Origin of the sequence: Paenibacillus antarcticus (genome assembly GCF_001637225.1) — a bacterium.
Taxonomy (GTDB): Bacteria; Bacillota; Bacilli; order Paenibacillales; family Paenibacillaceae; genus Paenibacillus_AQ; species Paenibacillus_AQ antarcticus.
Genome location: NZ_LVJI01000001.1, coordinates 282,114 through 297,538, shown reverse-complemented (window position 1 = coordinate 297,538; position 15,425 = coordinate 282,114). Strand labels below are relative to the sequence as shown.

Below are 15,425 nucleotides of genomic sequence, written 5' to 3'. Positions count from 1 at the left end.
GATCACATCATATGGAGAAATCCAAATCACGCGTAAGTAAGAAAGATTCCTCTGGAGCCGTATTAATGTTGCAAGGGACAGCTTCAGATGTAGGTAAGAGTGTCGTGACAACGGCATTATGCCGTATTTTTACGCAAGATGGATACGGTACAGCTCCTTATAAATCGCAAAATATGGCTCTAAATTCATATGTGACAGAGGACGGAAAAGAGATTGGCCGTGCACAAGGCGTTCAGGCCGAAGCTTGCGGAATCAAGGCTACGACAGATATGAATCCAATACTCATTAAGCCAGTGAAAGATATGTTCTCACAGATCGTTGTTCACGGCGAACCTTATCAACAGATGAGTGCGTCCGATTATCGTGAACACTTCTTACCGAGAGCGAAAGTTACCGTGATGGATGCATTAGATAGATTACGTGATCAGTATGATATCGTAGTCATGGAAGGTGCTGGGAGTCCAGCAGAGATCAATCTCAAGAGCAATGACATCGTCAATATGAACTTAGCAGGTTGGGCCGATGCCCCAGTATTGTTAATCGCCGATATTGATCGGGGCGGTGTATTTGCCTTTATCGTTGGTACGTTAGAACTATTAGAGCCTCATGAGCGGCAAAGAGTGAAGGGATTCATCATTAACAAATTCCGAGGGGATATTAAGCTACTTGAGCCAGGGCTTGATTGGCTAACCAAACGTACAGGAATTCCAGTACTCGGTGTGTTGCCTTTTATTGAAGAGCTCAAGATTGAAGCTGAGGATTCCGTTGTGTTAGATACATTACGTCACAGGGTTGTGGATCATCGTGACATTGATATCGCTGTCATTCAATATCCGAGAATATCTAACTTTACGGATTTTGATCCCTTACGTGAGGAGAAGGACATATCCGTCAGATATGTGAAATCTGCTTCAGAATTGGGATCACCTGATGTGATCATTCTGCCGGGAACAAAGGATACAATCGGGGATTTAGAATATCTTCGTATGCAGGGATTAGATGATGGAATAGCAGTAGCTATGGGATCAGGAACACAGCAACTCGTTGGCATTTGTGGAGGGTACCAAATGTTAGGCGAGATGTTGATTGATCCTTTTGCTGTGGAGGCTAGTGAACCTCGTAGTGCTGAAGGTCTTGCTTATCTTCCAGTGACTACGACTTTTTTGAAAGAAAAAACAACGGTGCGTGTGCATGGAACTCTTGCGTTAGAGCATTCACTTAGGCTTGAAGAGAACCAGGGAGTTACCGCTATTGAAGGTTATGAGATTCATATGGGGGAGACCGATTGCTCAAATAAGAACAATGTGACACCTCTATTTCGTATAGAGCAAATAACAGGGGAACACGTACACGAAGGTTGGGGAACGCTAGATGGGGCTACGTGGGGAACGTATCTTCATGGTGTATTTCATAATGATACCTTGCGCAGATCTTGGCTTGATGGTATTCGTGTTAAAAAAGGATTAAAAACTTTTGGTCAGACATATAGTTCTAACATATTAAAGGAGCAGGAATTTGAACGGATAGCTGAAGTGGTTCGAAATCATGTTGATATGGAACAGATCTACGCTATTATGGGCATCAGATAAGTGACTATAAAATTAAACCTACCAAAATACTGGGGTATGTGCTATGATATGAAACGTCGACAATATAATCATATTATTTAGCAATATATATCACTTTTTGGGGGGACTACATAATGGAAACTTTATGGATTATCATTAACATCGTAGTTATGCTGGGACTGATTGGATTACTAATATGGATGCAAAAGAAAAATATTTCTTTCACGAAGCGTGTATTTACAGGATTAGGATTGGGGATCGTATTTGGAGTTATTCTACAGTTCCTCTTCAAACCGGATTCAGAAGTTATCGGTAAGTCCGTTGAATGGTTTAACTTGATAGGTTATGGTTACGTAGGACTTCTTCAAATGATCGTAATTCCTCTAATCATGGTGTCGATTATTTCTGCGATCATGAATCTGAATGGTGTTAAGAATCTTGGTAAGATGAGCTTTTCAATTATTGCAGTTCTCCTTCTTACTACTGCAATTGCAGCATCTGTTAGTATTGTCACTACGCTGAGCTTTGATTTAAAGGCAATTGATATTCAGAGCGGTGATAGAGAACAGGCACAAGGCGTGAAATTAGAAGAGAGACTCGGTACGGTGGAAGATAAATCAATTCCGCAGCAAATGCTTGAGTTTATTCCAAAAAATCCATTTGCAGATATGACGGGTGCTCGTAGTTCCTCCACGCTTGCTGTCGTTATCTTCGCAGCATTTATTGGTGTAGCTGTTCTTGGAATAGATCGTAAGAAACCCAAACAAGCTCAAATCTTCCGTGATTTGATCGATGCTGTGTATGCCGTTGTCATGCGCATGGTTACATTAGTGTTGAGGCTGACTCCGTACGGTATATTGGCGTTGATCACCAAGACAATTGCTACGACTCAAGTTGATGAGATATTAAAGTTGATTAACTTCGTCATTGCTTCCTATGTAGCTTTGATTGTTATGTTTATTATTCATCTAATATTGATAACATTGTTCGGTTTCAACCCACTCGTATATCTGAAAAAGGTTCTGCCTACGTTGACATTTGCATTCACATCACGTTCAAGCGCAGCTACCATTCCACTTAACGTAGAGACTCAGACGAGAAAACTTGGGGTATCGCAAGGGATTGCGAATTTGTCAGCTACCTTCGGAGCTACAATTGGTCAGAATGGTTGTGCCGGAATTTATCCAGCCATGCTCGCAGTGATGATTGCTCCAACAGTAGGTATTGATCCAACAAGCTGGAGTTTTATTCTAAAATTGATTTTGGTTGTTGTTATTAGTTCCTTTGGTGTAGCAGGCGTTGGTGGTGGTGCTACATTTGCATCGCTGATTGTTCTTTCTACGATGGGATTACCCGTTGCATTAGCAGGTCTATTGATCTCAGTTGAACCACTAATCGATATGGGACGTACAGCATTGAATGTAAATGATTCCATGACTTCAGGTCTTATTTCTAGCAAGATATTAAAAGAGAACGATCAAAAAGTATATAATAACGACAAAATAGATTTAGATGCAGCACAAGTTTAAGCAACTAGAATTTAAAAATATTCAATAAATGAGAAACCAAAGCAGAATGTTGCTTTGGTTTTTCTGTTGCAAATATAAGAAAGTATAAGCTTCACGGGTGTCGTCCCTGGAGGGGACGGCGTAGTAGTTTCTACTTGAGTCTAGGCAATTATGATCTTCTGTGTTACAGTAGAACATGTTTTGAACGTCATAGACGTTTGGAACCGCGGTTCGTAACCATCCCGCGTATCAAAACTAGGAGGATTAATCATGTTTAATTTTGGGTGGGGCATTTTTTATGTGCTTGTTAACTTCTCGCTTTTTCTTCTATGCTACCGCCTCTTTGGTAAAAAGGGTCTCTACGCATGGATTGGGGTTGCGACGGTAATTGCTAATATTCAGGTTACCAAAACGATTGATATGTTTGGCATCGTTATGACGCTAGGCAACACGATGTATGTGAGTCTATATATGACTAGCGATCTGCTCAATGAGAGGTATGGAAAGGAAGAAGCTCGTAAAGCTGTATGGTTCGGCTTCTTTACCTTGTTAATGACAACTGTCATTATGCAGATGGCACTTTTCTTTACTCCGGCAGAGGGAGATTTTGCTCAAGAACCTCTGGAAATGATATTTGGACTTATGCCAAGACTTGCTTTGGGAAGTCTTACTGCATATTTTGTAAGCCAATTTCTCGATGTGAGGCTATACAGCTGGATTCGTAAGTTCTATCCGAAACCTGAGCATTTTTGGATTCGCAATAATGGAAGTACAATGATTAGTTCTTTTGTAGATACATTAATTTTTTGTTTAATTGCTTTCTCGATCCCTAATTATGGATGGAATGTCTGGTTGGAGATATTATTTACTACTTATATTATTAAGTTCGTATTAACAGCTGTGGGAACACCATTTCTATATAAGGCTAGAACCTTTAAATTTAAGGATGAAGATTAATTAAGAGAATCAGTTAGATTCAACAAAAAATAAGGATGTCCTAGAAGCCAAAAATATGGCAGCTGGACATCCTTTTTGTATTCCTTCACTTACTATTCCTTCACTTACTATTCCTTCACTTACTATTCGTTTACCCCAGAATAGTAAGTTCTTTAGGGAAAGAGGTTAGCACTTCAACACCTTGTTCAGTGACGACAATATCGTCTTCTATTCTTACTCCACCTAATCCAGGGACGTAAATTCCGGGCTCCACGGTAAAGACCATACCAGGTTGAACGAGATCCGAGTTATTACCATGGATTGACGGATACTCATGAACATCCATACCTAATCCGTGACCAAGACGATGCATGAACTGTGGACCATAACCTGCACGGTCAATAACACTACGAGCGGCTTGGTCAATAGATGCCAACGTTACACCGGGTCTGATGGAATGAATACCTTGTAGATTGGCCTCAAGCACCGTATTGTAGATGGTAGTAAGTTCATTGCCTAGTTCTCCAACAGCAAAGGTACGTGTAATGTCAGAAGCGTAGCCATTTGCAAATACCCCCATATCGAACATCAATAAATCACCGTTCTGAATTCTTCGTTGTCCAGCAACACCATGAGGAAGGGCAGTATTGGGTCCCGAAAGTACCATAGTGTCAAAGGATGGGCCGTCTGCGCCAAGTTTCTTCATAAGATATTCTAGCTCAGCAACCAACTCTATTTCGGTTACACCCACTTGAACCCGAGTTAAACCTTGACGAAGGACCTCTTCAATTAAGTTAATCGCATTTTTCATTCGAACAATTTCTTCAGGTGTCTTTTGCACTCTCAGGCTTTGCAGGATAGGGCCAATATCATGATAAGATTGTGCTTCTAGCGAAGCTTGAAGGAGCTCAAAACGTGAGACAGTAATTTGGTCCTTCTCAATACCAAGAGAACTGATACGTCCCTTCAGTTGTTTTTTTAACAAGTCATAAGGGTGATCTGTATCGGAGTGCGTTATGATGGACTGAACAGAAGATGCGGCATGGGCAGCCTCAGCATCTAGAGCAGGTACGATGAGTACAGGTTCATCACCTCGTCTAAGGACTAGTCCTAAGAAACGTTCATGAGGGTCGCTTGCGAAGCCTGTTAAATAGTACACATGTTTAGGATCTGTGATAATAAGGGCATCAAGACCCATTTGTTGCATAGAGCTATCTAATCTGTTTAATCGATCATTCATGGATATGTTCAATCCTTTCCATATTCTAAGATGGTGTCAAGTTTCGTTGTGAACTAAGATATATTATAAGCTTCTACTTACGAATGAGAAAGAGAAGGCATACTTCAGCACTTATCAATTTGATAAATTTGTAAATTATGAAGTGGAGGGAATACGGCTATGCAAGATAAAATAGTTATGGTAACCGGTGCTAATTCAGGGATGGGACTTGCTACAACGATGGAACTAGCCCGAAGAGGTGCTTACGTTATTATGGTCTGTAGAAGTGCAGAACGTGGTGAAATAGCTCGTGCAGCAGCTATAATAGAAAGTGGATCACAGAATATTGAACTTATGATCGCAGATCTTGGAGATCTAGACAGTATACGCCGATTTGTCATTGAATATAAGTCTAGATATCAAGTGTTAGATGTACTAATTAATAATGCAGGTGTCGTCTCTCTGAAGCGACAATTGACTTCGAATGGTTTTGAAATGAATATAGGGATTAACCATCTTGGACATTTCCTACTTACGAATCTGCTATTAGATAGACTGATGGTAGCGGATCAAGGGAGAATAGTGAACGTATCCTCAGGTGCATATAAGGTAGGGAAAATACACGTTGAAGATCCATCATTAAAGAAGGGATATAATGTGGCAAAAGGGTATGCGCAATCTAAGCTTGCGAATATTCTGTTCACCAAACAATTAGCGGTTAGGTTAAAGGGAACTCGCGTAACCGTTAATTGTTTACATCCTGGAGCAGTCTTAACGAACTTAGGTGTTGATCGTAAGACAGGATTCGGCAAACGTGTATATATGCTACTTCGTCCATTCTTTCTATCGGCTGAGCAAGGATCTCAATCAGCGATATATCTGGCAACAGCACCTGAAATTTCTGGAGTGAGCGGGGAATATTTCTATCGTCAACAAATTCAGAAACTTTCACCACGTGCAACTAATATGATTGATGCACAGTGGCTGTGGCAATGGAGTGAAGAGCAAGTTGGACTTTAAATGACTATAACGATTAGATTGTGGAGGAATAGTGATGAGATTACAACATTATGATATTGAACTTGCCCAAATAGATGACCTGCCAGCTATTGTATCTATTTATAATTCAACAGTTACAGGAAGAGTAGTTACAGCAGATTTAGAACCTGTGAGTGTAGATAGTAGACTCCCATGGTTCCATGAACACAATGATCATCATCGTCCATTGTGGGTTATGAGATCTGGAGGAAGCGTTGTGGCTTGGATGAGCTTTCAATCTTTTTATGGCAGAGCAGCTTATGATGGAACCGCAGAGATTAGTATATATGTGTCCGAAGAATATCGTGGAGCAGGGGTTGGGAGTATTCTGGTGGAGAAAGGGATTGCAGAATGTCCACGATTGAAGATAAATAGCTTAGTAGGGTTCGTATTCGGGCATAATGTTGGGAGTCTAAATTTGCTTTCGAAATATGGATTTAGTCAATGGGGTTATCTTCCAGGAGTTGCTGTATTAGACGGGGTAGAACGAGATTTAGTTATTGTGGGATTAAAGGTACTGTAAGATATGTTAATATTTATTGTCTGCGTTATAGATGGGCAATATCATAGAAGGGGTGTCTCTGGCCATAATTAATGGCTAGAGACACCCCTTTTAATATAATTGATTTCTATTGATTTACTACATCAAATAAGACTCTGGCCACTAGATCATGATCGTAGTTTCCGAAGTTATGGCCATAGATGGTAAGACCACCAGAATTTCCAGTTTCAGAAACAGCCATTTTGAACTTGATATCCGATTGCTGATGTAATCCGATATCACCGATGGTCACGTCGGAAATACGGCAACCATCAATGAATGTTCCTTCATCATTGATGCGAAGGAGTTTGTTCAGACCGTACTGATTGAGATGAGGTGGCCACCACTGCGGATTGAAATCGCCCCTTTTGTCACCAAAATCACCTGGTGAAGTCCAGGTTCCGAGCTCAATCTTATTCAGTGAGAATATGATATCTGATGGATAATTATTGTTATAACTCGGTGCCTCAGAGCTGATCTCCATCACAAACTGCAATTCCTTGAACCTTTGGTTGGACTTTAGATAATTCGGAATTCGATATTCCAAGTAACCTTTGCTAAGCCAAACAATGCCAGCATTAATATGCTGGGGATCAGCAAAGTAGCGTTGATCATCAAATTCTCCAATAATACTATCCTTTGTAGCGAGGCCGCAGGTTGGTTCCGCGTAATAATCACTGTAATGTCCAACCTGTATGTCCACTTCATATACATTCTCTGTTTCTTTACTGCGAAGATCTACAGTAAGCATATTTTCATTGAGATAACAAATTTTTTGGATTCCATGCTTACCGACGGCGGTAGTAATATCAATTAATCCACTTTCTTCAAGCTTCTTAATATGCATCGTAATAGCACCGTTTGTTAGACCAAGCTTCTCGGCAATTTCGTTCAGATTAAGACTCTCATAAGTGGTAAGCAATCCTAAAATTTCAATTCGAATTTCCGAGCTTAGAGCTTTAAAGATATTTAATCCTGACTTCAGATCTTTAATGTGAATCAAAGCGCAGCGTCCTCTCTTTAAAGACAATTTTCACTTCGTTTCAAACTATTATAAACTAAAGGGGTTTAATTGAAAAGATAAAACTCCAAAATTCGATATATTCTCTAAAGTGGATAAAATTATTAAATATTTAAGTTTTAATTACCAATATACAGCATTAAATCGTCTGTTTGTTTTAGATAAATAATTATGAAAGCGCATCCATATTAGTATTGACAATCATTATGGGACTATATACTATAAAAGTATGAATTGATTTAAAGAAACATAAACAAAAGGCTATTATCCTTTGGGATTAAGCATAAATTTATTTTAGGGGGGAAATAGAAATGAGATCAAAGATTCTAAGCTTGTTTTCAATTACGCTAGTTATGACCCTGATGTTATCGGCATGTTCAGGCGGAAACAACAATGCAAGCAACAGCAATACGGGTAAGAAAGAAACTGAGGGTGTCAGTAATGAAGCGGCTACTAAGATAGAATTCTGGACGTTTCAACAGTTACATGCGGACTTTTATGATCAAATGGTGAAAAGATGGAATGAAGCTAATTCAACCAAGACGATTGAACTGGTTGCCAATGTAAGCCCATATGATGACATGCATAATAAATTATTGGTAACACTGCAATCAGGAAGCGGTGCTCCAGACTTTGCAGACATCGAACTTAGTAAATTTCCTAACTATATTAAGGGTGAGCCACAACTTGAGCCACTTAACGATATTATCGAACCAGAAATGGATAATCTCGTTAAATCCCGCTTCGATATTTATGCGAAAGACGGAAACTATTATGCTATCGATTATCATGTAGGCGCTTCCGTAATCTATTATAACAAGGAAATCCTCGATAAGGCAGGAGTTAATCCAGACGATATCAAAACGTGGGATGATTATGCGAAAGCTGGCAAAATAGTCTTAGACAAAACAGGCATTCCAATGACAACGCTAGAAACGTCTGAGCAATGGTCAATGTGGCTACAAACTGCTCAACTTTCATCTGAAGATGATTTACTGAAGACGGACCTTACACCGAATCTCGATGGACCTGAAGTAACGAAGGTAATGACATGGGAACAAGAAATAATGAAATCCGGCGTGGCTATTGGAGCTCCTGGTGGATTTCATCATGCGGAAGAGTACTTCGGATTCATGAACAACGGGGGAGCTGCTTCCATCTGGATGCCACTCTGGTACATGGGTCGTTTTACAGACAGTATGCCTGATCTGAAAGGTAAAATGGTCATTCGTCCGATGCCAGCTTGGAGTGAAGGCGAACCGCGTTCGGCAGGTATGGGTGGTACGGCAACCGTAGTAACGAAGCAATCGAAGAATAAGGATCTGGTTAAGGAGTTTCTTAGCTTTGCCAAACTCTCCAAAGAAGGCAGTATTGCAACATGGACGGTTCTAGGTTTTGACCCGCTCCGTTCAGATGTATGGGATGATCCAGCAATGAAAGAGCCTAACAAATTCACGGAATATTTCGGGGACAACATTTTCGACGTTCTGAACGATGTTAAAGGTGAGATTGAAGGTATTAACATTGGAGAGAAAACACCTCAAGTGATCGACGCTATTAAGACACAAACTAACGTGCGTATATTACTCGATAATGAAGACCCTGCAACCGTATTGAAAGAAGTAAATGCAGAATTGAAATAACTTGTATAATAATGCATCACTACCTAAGGCTAGTGATGCATTATTACCAAAGGAGGGTTGCGGTTCATGAGTAATACTAATACGCCTAAAGTCACCCAGGTGAAACAAACGTCTGGATCAACATCCATGTCCAGCCTGCTCTATTCACAGAAACTGGCCCCTTATGTATTTGTACTTCCATTTATCATTTCGTTCTCTGTATTTTTTGCTTACCCCGTAATATCAGCATTTATTATGAGCTTTCAGGAAATTGTACCAGGTTCAACTAAATTTATCGGCATTGAGAATTATAAGGAACTTTGGAACCCTACCTTTCTTAAGGCAATTAAGAACAGCGCGATTTATACGGCGCTATCATTACTCTTATTGATACCCATTCCGCTGGTGTTGGCGGTATTCCTAAATTCTAAAGTAATGATGTTCAAAAACTTTTTCCGTTCCACCTTATTCATCCCAGCTTTAACTTCAGTAGTAGTGGCGGGAACAATATTCCGGCTTGCATTCGGCGAACTGGAAGGCTCACTCATGAATACGTTAATCACTAGCTTTGGTTTAGACAAGCAACGTTGGTTGGGTGAAAGATGGCTCGGGATGATGACCTTACTCATTCTGGCATGTTGGCGATGGATGGGTATTAATATGCTTTACTTCATGGCTGGTCTACAGAATATATCTAAAGAGGTATACGAGTCAGCAGAAATAGATGGAGCAAACATATGGAATAAATTCGCTAACATTACCGTTCCTTTGTTGAAACCAATCACAGTATACGTTTTCACCATCAGTATTTATGGCGGTTTTGCGATGTTTACAGAAAGCTACATGCTGTGGAACGGCAATCGCTCACCTAAAGATATCGGGCTTACGATAGTAGGTTACCTGTACCGTAGTGGGTGGGAACAGAATAATCTGGGTATCGGTGCAGCTGTCGGAATCGTATTGCTAGCCATTACCATGATCATTACATTCGTTCAATTAAATCTGTTCGGATTATTTAAAAAGGAGGAGTAGCCGATGAAATATGCTGAGAAATCCAAATGGTCGCTAAATCGGGTGCTACTATTACTTCTTTTTATAGCACTTGCCATCTTTGCACTTTTCCCGATTGTTACATTGGCAATCGCATCTTTCAAACCAGCTCAGGAATTACTTAGAAATGGTCTGAATTTGAGGTTGGATAGAGATCTACTGACGTTCAGCAATTACACTAATTTATTTTCTCCGAAAGAGCACTATGTAACCTGGTATAAAAATAGTATTCTTATCACTTTTACTTTTACGTTATTATGTCTGCTACTGTCTTCTATGGTTGGATATGCCTTTGCTGTATATAAGTTTAGAATGCGTAATTCCCTATTTGCACTTGTGATTATTATTATGGCCATACCGATTGAGATTATTATGCTACCTATGTATAAGCTTTCGATTTCTCTACACCTCATCAACAACATGTGGGGGGTTATCCTACCGTTTGTTGTGGCGCCGTTACCGATCTTTTTCTTCAGACAGTATGCAGGAGGGCTACCCAAGGATTTCCTTGATGCAGCGCGTGTTGATGGTTGTACAGAGTATGGAATTTTCTTCAAAATTATGATGCCGCTTATGGCCCCAGCCTTCTCATCCATGGCTATATTACAAGCACTGGCAAGCTGGAATAACTTCTTGTGGCCGCTCATTGTACTTAATAGTACCAACAAACTTACGATTCCGATCGGTTTGTCTACATTACTTACGCCTTACGGCAACAACTATAAGATCCTGATCGCCGGTTCTGTATTTGCTATTATTCCGGTATTAATCGTATTCGTTTTCTTCCAAAAATACTTCATTGAGGGCATGACAGCCGGTGGAGTAAAAGGTTAATATCACCATCACCATAGAATCCATAATGGATAGAATAAAGGAGAGAAACCCTCATGTTTCCGAAAGAGAAGATAAATAATCCGGTTCTTCCACAACGTGCAGACCCTTGGGTATATAAACATACGGACGGATATTATTACTTTTCCGCTTCTGTACCAGAATATGATCGAATAGAAATTAGAAGATCTCGGGTCTTGAATGAATTGGGCAAGGCAGAACCGCTCACCATTTGGAGAAAACATGAAAGTGGACTCATGAGCGCCAATATTTGGGCACCAGAGATTCATTACAGCGCTGGCAAATGGTATCTCTATTATGCTGCAGCGCATACTTCAGACACAATAGAGGGTATATTTGACCATCGTATGTTCGTACTGGAGAACGAAGCGGACAATCCCCTTGAAGGTGCATGGATAGAAAAGGGCCAGATTCATACGGATTGGGAGTCTTTTTCGCTGGATGCCACAAGGTTTGATCATAAAGGGATATCCTACTTAGTATGGGCGCAAAAAGACCCAGAAATTGAAGGGAACTCGAATCTCTATATTGCTGAATTGGATAACCCTTGGAGTATCAAAGGGCCTCAAATCATGATTTCACAACCTGAGCTTGATTGGGAGATGATCGGATTCAAAGTTAACGAAGGAGCAGCGGTAGTGAAGCATGACGGAACTATATATATAAGTTACTCGGCAAGTGCTACAGATCATAACTACTGCATGGGACTATTGCATGCTTCAGTAGACAGTGACTTGCTAAATCCAGTCTCCTGGACTAAATCCAGTGTGCCGGTATTTCAGAGTAACGCGACAACAGAACAATATGGTCCAGGACATAATAGCTTTACGCGATCGTCTGATGACACGGAGGACATCATTGTATATCATGCCAGAAATTATACAGAAATTGACGGTGATCCCCTATATGATCCGAATCGGCATACGAGGGCCCAAGTTTTCACTTGGAATTTGAACGGAACGCCAAATTTTGGATTTCCGGTGCCAGATGACCAAGGGTAGTTTTTATTAATCCTATATACGAGAAGCCAAAGCAGAGGACTGCTTTGGCTTATTTTTTACACAAAAAGCAACGAGTTATTGGAGAGCTTACGATGCTAGATGGCTGTGCATTGAGTGAAGAATAGGGTGAAGAACCCCTTAGGTCTAAACCAACAATGACATTGTGGAGGAATAGAGAGGAAATTACTAGAATAAGGTATAGATAGAGACCCCACAGGACTATGAAACACAATGATCATATCGGCTTTTAATAGCTCATATATTCCTCTTTACATAAACCATATCTCACTGGCATACTGAGGTAATGTATTCCAAAAAAATTATTTTGAAGGGGAGTAAATAATGAAACGAATGAAAGTGTTGTTGGCATCATGTTTAGTGTCTATGCTTCTTATATTAGCGGGTTGTCAATCTGTTGGAGGGTTGGATATTAGTAAGTCTCTTTCTGATAACCTTACGGTCAAGTCCTCAGAATCGAAACAAACGCTGTCACTTGAAATTGTTCCTTCAGGTACAGAAATGAATGAAGAAGAACAAGAAATGATTGAACTTATAAACTCATTTTCATTAACCATTGACCATGCTAAGGTACAAGATGTATCAACGAGTTCCGTTGAAGGAACATTAAGTTTAGCTAGTAAAAAGCTACCGTTCCATCTATCTGTAGATAAGAATAATCTTGTTTTATGGGTACAAGGAGCTAAACAACCTATCTCTGTATCTCTCGACTCCATGTATGCAGATTCTGGTATAGATATTGCTGATCTGCAAACATCAGAACAAGCACTTGAATTAATGTCCAATCTAGGTAAATTCTTATTTAAGAACGCATCTAATCCAGAATCTGTATCTGTATCTTCCGTAACAGAGAGTGTGTACGGTGAAGCGATGAGTCTTCAGAAGCTTCATATAGATGTTCGTGGAGATGAATTGGTGGGTCTGGCTAAATCCTTCCTAACGAGTGTGTCCAAGGATAAGGAAGGGGTCAAAGAATTAATAGGTACGTTATATGATGTGTACTATCCTATATTCAAATCGGAATTAGGCGTATCAAGTAGCGAGGAATATTTAGATGAGGTAGAACTTCCTTTAGGCTTAGGCACATTGAATAACTTACTCGATGACAAAGAAGCTACCGTGATCTACTTGACGAATCAATTACAGAAGTCATTGAATGAGTTGCTTGTAGATTATGATAAGAACGTTAATGAAATGTTTACTGAAACGCCTGAAATGAAAGAATTGTTCGGTAAAGACACAGTGTTAGCTATGGATTTCATGTTTGATAAGAGTTTAAATGTACGTAAGCAAAAGATTGATCTTACCGTTCAGATTCCAACAACATTAGAATTACCAATTAAGCAAATCAAGGTTCATTCAACAAGTGAGATCTGGAACGTTAACAAGGCGGTTATCGCAAATAAAATTGATATATCTAAAGGCTCCCTTGTAGTAGATGTGCTTAATGCGAATCTAGCTACACCAGGAAAGTTCTTGCGTAATTTCGATAATCAATCTGATGCCTATCATTTCATTAAAGAGGATATGAATATTAGTCAGAAATATTTCTACATGAATACCTTAGTAGATGAGGAATATGATTGGTACTATGATTATGCTCTTCCTATCGATGTGAACCAAACGAAGATGGTACCCATTCGGTATTTTGCTGAAGAGCTTGATGCAGAGATCAAATGGGACAGTGTATTGAAACAAATTACTGTTATTGATGATATTACAGGTTCGACAATTGTTCTTAAGAATGGGTCTAATCAAGCACTTGTAGATGGTGAAAAGGTAAAACTTTCAGAGCCGCTCATGAAAGTTGAAGGAACTTATTATGTACCCCTTCATTTTATAGCTGGTGCGTTAGGTTCTACCGTAGAGTGGGATAACGATAGTAAAGCTATCTTAATAGAGCGTCCTTAGTTCAGTCTAAAATAGCTATGGGTAGAACAAAATGGTTGAGTAGGGGGTTTCCTACTCACCCATTTTTTCATTCAACATTTATTGATCACGCTATTTTCTCTAACCTATAGATAAGACTTTTCTTTTGAATTATTTTTTTGAGAATGTTGCTTCCACGAACCAGGTAATACGAAGAATAACAAGTGCAGTATTGTGAAGAAAAGAAGTGCAATACCTTGTTCGGATAATAAATAATAGGGATGTGGACCTAACCAATCAATGATAGATGGCGTAAGTGGTTTATGCATCAAGAACATGTAGTTAGAACCTATCATATAATTGATGATTCCGACGACAACGGCAAGGACATTTAAGAAAATCAAGGCGACTCCGATCGATTTCCAGGTTGGTCTGTAATCTTCAACCCATGTCATATATAATGCCGAAAGAATAATAGCGAAATGAGCAATGAAGAATTGTAGAAATCGGAAATGTGGATATGTATAGTCTAAGCTTGGTGTGAGTACAGCTTGAAGTGCCCCTGTCATTCCTGCGAAAAAAACAATCGAATACAATAAACGGCTTCTAGTTAGAAGCATAATAATGGCTAATAACAAAGTTACACTACATAATTCAAGGGGCAATGATGTTCGGGTACGCCATATTCCTTGTGAGACATACCAAATATTGAGCGTGACTTCTGATAATATCAACATTCCAACAATCACATAACGAATCGTTCTTTTAGCTGAAGCCTTTCTTTTAATAGCGGATCTCAGTGTGAACATTAATAAGCATAGGATAATTAGAATGACAATTTGAATGAGATGGGCTGTGGAGTAGGCGTGGAAAGCATTTGCGCTTTGATAGTCAAAAAAAGAATCTGGCATTGAAATTCTCCTTTCATGAATCGTATTGGAGATAGGGAATTAAGGGTATTACTATTATATTACCAAAATTATGGATGATTCAGTGAGGGTTTAGTAAAAGACATCTTTTCTGTAGGAAATCTTAGATATGATATGTGATCGATCTGTTTATTAGATCATAACTATATGAAATGGTTATTTCAGCTATTGTCTACAAAGGACTATAATAGAAGAGATCAAAGAATGAGATTTTAGAAAGTTATTCCAAAAGTAACTATTATAGCTCAAGACG

Annotated in this window: 13 protein-coding genes; 10 read left to right on the top strand and 3 right to left on the bottom strand. The window is 39.5% G+C overall.

From position 1 onward, the window contains the following. Window positions 1-11 precede the first annotated feature (11 nt). The 3 genes from PBAT_RS01435 to PBAT_RS01425 all read left to right on the top strand — a co-directional run bounded on the left by PBAT_RS01435 (window position 12) and on the right by PBAT_RS01425 (window position 4,033). Window positions 12-1,589 (top strand): cobyric acid synthase, encoded by a 1,578-nt coding sequence (locus PBAT_RS01435; protein WP_068645959.1) that lies wholly within the window; start codon window positions 12-14, stop codon window positions 1,587-1,589. A 113-nt stretch (window positions 1,590-1,702) separates the two neighbouring features. Then, window positions 1,703-3,097, top strand: a complete 1,395-nt coding sequence (locus tag PBAT_RS01430) for an L-cystine transporter (protein ID WP_068645958.1) — start codon at window positions 1,703-1,705, stop codon at window positions 3,095-3,097. 249 nt (window positions 3,098-3,346) lie between these two features. Then, window positions 3,347-4,033 (top strand): queuosine precursor transporter, encoded by a 687-nt coding sequence (locus PBAT_RS01425; RefSeq protein ID WP_068645957.1) that lies wholly within the window; start codon window positions 3,347-3,349, stop codon window positions 4,031-4,033. Between the two features lie 130 nt (window positions 4,034-4,163). On the opposite strand, the gene PBAT_RS01420 is transcribed toward PBAT_RS01425, so the two are convergent. Further along, window positions 4,164-5,252 carry a M24 family metallopeptidase gene (locus PBAT_RS01420; RefSeq protein ID WP_068645956.1) on the bottom strand — a complete coding sequence of 363 codons (1,089 nt, stop codon included), beginning with the start codon at window positions 5,250-5,252 and terminating at the stop codon, window positions 4,164-4,166. 159 nt (window positions 5,253-5,411) lie between these two features. Between PBAT_RS01420 and PBAT_RS01415 the strand changes: the two genes are divergently transcribed. After that, complete coding sequence (locus PBAT_RS01415; RefSeq protein WP_068645955.1) at window positions 5,412-6,251, top strand: SDR family oxidoreductase; 840 nt, start codon at window positions 5,412-5,414, stop codon at window positions 6,249-6,251. A 34-nt stretch (window positions 6,252-6,285) separates the two neighbouring features. Beyond that, window positions 6,286-6,792, top strand: coding sequence for a GNAT family N-acetyltransferase (locus tag PBAT_RS01410; protein WP_068645954.1), 507 nt, complete (start codon window positions 6,286-6,288; stop codon window positions 6,790-6,792). Between the two features lie 106 nt (window positions 6,793-6,898). On the opposite strand, the gene PBAT_RS01405 is transcribed toward PBAT_RS01410, so the two are convergent. Then, entirely contained in the window at window positions 6,899-7,813 is a 915-nt protein-coding gene (locus tag PBAT_RS01405; RefSeq protein WP_068645953.1) for an ArsR/SmtB family transcription factor, read from the bottom strand. Window positions 7,814-8,142: 329 nt separating this feature from the next. Here PBAT_RS01405 and PBAT_RS01400 point away from each other — a divergent pair, with 329 nt between their 5' ends. From PBAT_RS01400 to PBAT_RS01380, 5 genes are all read left to right on the top strand, one after another. After that, complete coding sequence (locus PBAT_RS01400) at window positions 8,143-9,474, top strand: ABC transporter substrate-binding protein (RefSeq protein ID WP_068645952.1); 1,332 nt, start codon at window positions 8,143-8,145, stop codon at window positions 9,472-9,474. 66 nt (window positions 9,475-9,540) lie between these two features. After that, on the top strand, window positions 9,541-10,485 hold the full coding sequence (locus tag PBAT_RS01395) for a carbohydrate ABC transporter permease (RefSeq protein ID WP_084402746.1): 945 nt from the start codon (window positions 9,541-9,543) through the stop codon (window positions 10,483-10,485). Between the two features lie 3 nt (window positions 10,486-10,488). Further along, the gene (locus tag PBAT_RS01390; RefSeq protein WP_068645951.1) at window positions 10,489-11,337 is read left to right on the top strand and encodes a carbohydrate ABC transporter permease; all 849 of its coding nucleotides are present in this window, start codon (window positions 10,489-10,491) and stop codon (window positions 11,335-11,337) included. Between the two features lie 53 nt (window positions 11,338-11,390). Then, window positions 11,391-12,356 carry a glycoside hydrolase family 43 protein gene (locus PBAT_RS01385; protein ID WP_068645950.1) on the top strand — a complete coding sequence of 322 codons (966 nt, stop codon included), beginning with the start codon at window positions 11,391-11,393 and terminating at the stop codon, window positions 12,354-12,356. A gap of 342 nt (window positions 12,357-12,698) precedes the next feature. Next, complete coding sequence (locus tag PBAT_RS01380; protein ID WP_068645949.1) at window positions 12,699-14,285, top strand: copper amine oxidase N-terminal domain-containing protein; 1,587 nt, start codon at window positions 12,699-12,701, stop codon at window positions 14,283-14,285. A gap of 104 nt (window positions 14,286-14,389) precedes the next feature. Here the strand turns inward: PBAT_RS01380 and PBAT_RS01375 are convergent, their stop codons facing one another. Next, entirely contained in the window at window positions 14,390-15,154 is a 765-nt protein-coding gene (locus PBAT_RS01375) for a YwaF family protein (protein WP_068645948.1), read from the bottom strand. Between the last annotated feature and the right edge of the window lie 271 nt (window positions 15,155-15,425).

Excerpts from the sequence above, each read along its gene's own strand:
- PBAT_RS01410 (WP_068645954.1), top strand. The coding sequence starts at position 6,286 with ATGAGATTACAACATTATGATATTGAACTTGCCCAAATAGATGACCTG.
- PBAT_RS01385 (WP_068645950.1), top strand. The coding sequence starts at position 11,391 with ATGTTTCCGAAAGAGAAGATAAATAATCCGGTTCTTCCACAACGTGCA.
- PBAT_RS01420 (WP_068645956.1), bottom strand. The coding sequence starts at position 5,252 with ATGAATGATCGATTAAACAGATTAGATAGCTCTATGCAACAAATGGGT.
- PBAT_RS01395 (WP_084402746.1), top strand. The coding sequence starts at position 9,541 with ATGAGTAATACTAATACGCCTAAAGTCACCCAGGTGAAACAAACGTCT.
- PBAT_RS01380 (WP_068645949.1), top strand. The coding sequence starts at position 12,699 with ATGAAACGAATGAAAGTGTTGTTGGCATCATGTTTAGTGTCTATGCTT.
- PBAT_RS01425 (WP_068645957.1), top strand. The coding sequence starts at position 3,347 with ATGTTTAATTTTGGGTGGGGCATTTTTTATGTGCTTGTTAACTTCTCG.
- PBAT_RS01400 (WP_068645952.1), top strand. The coding sequence starts at position 8,143 with ATGAGATCAAAGATTCTAAGCTTGTTTTCAATTACGCTAGTTATGACC.
- PBAT_RS01435 (WP_068645959.1), top strand. The coding sequence starts at position 12 with ATGGAGAAATCCAAATCACGCGTAAGTAAGAAAGATTCCTCTGGAGCC.
- PBAT_RS01390 (WP_068645951.1), top strand. The coding sequence starts at position 10,489 with ATGAAATATGCTGAGAAATCCAAATGGTCGCTAAATCGGGTGCTACTA.
- PBAT_RS01430 (WP_068645958.1), top strand. The coding sequence starts at position 1,703 with ATGGAAACTTTATGGATTATCATTAACATCGTAGTTATGCTGGGACTG.
- PBAT_RS01415 (WP_068645955.1), top strand. The coding sequence starts at position 5,412 with ATGCAAGATAAAATAGTTATGGTAACCGGTGCTAATTCAGGGATGGGA.
- PBAT_RS01375 (WP_068645948.1), bottom strand. The coding sequence starts at position 15,154 with ATGCCAGATTCTTTTTTTGACTATCAAAGCGCAAATGCTTTCCACGCC.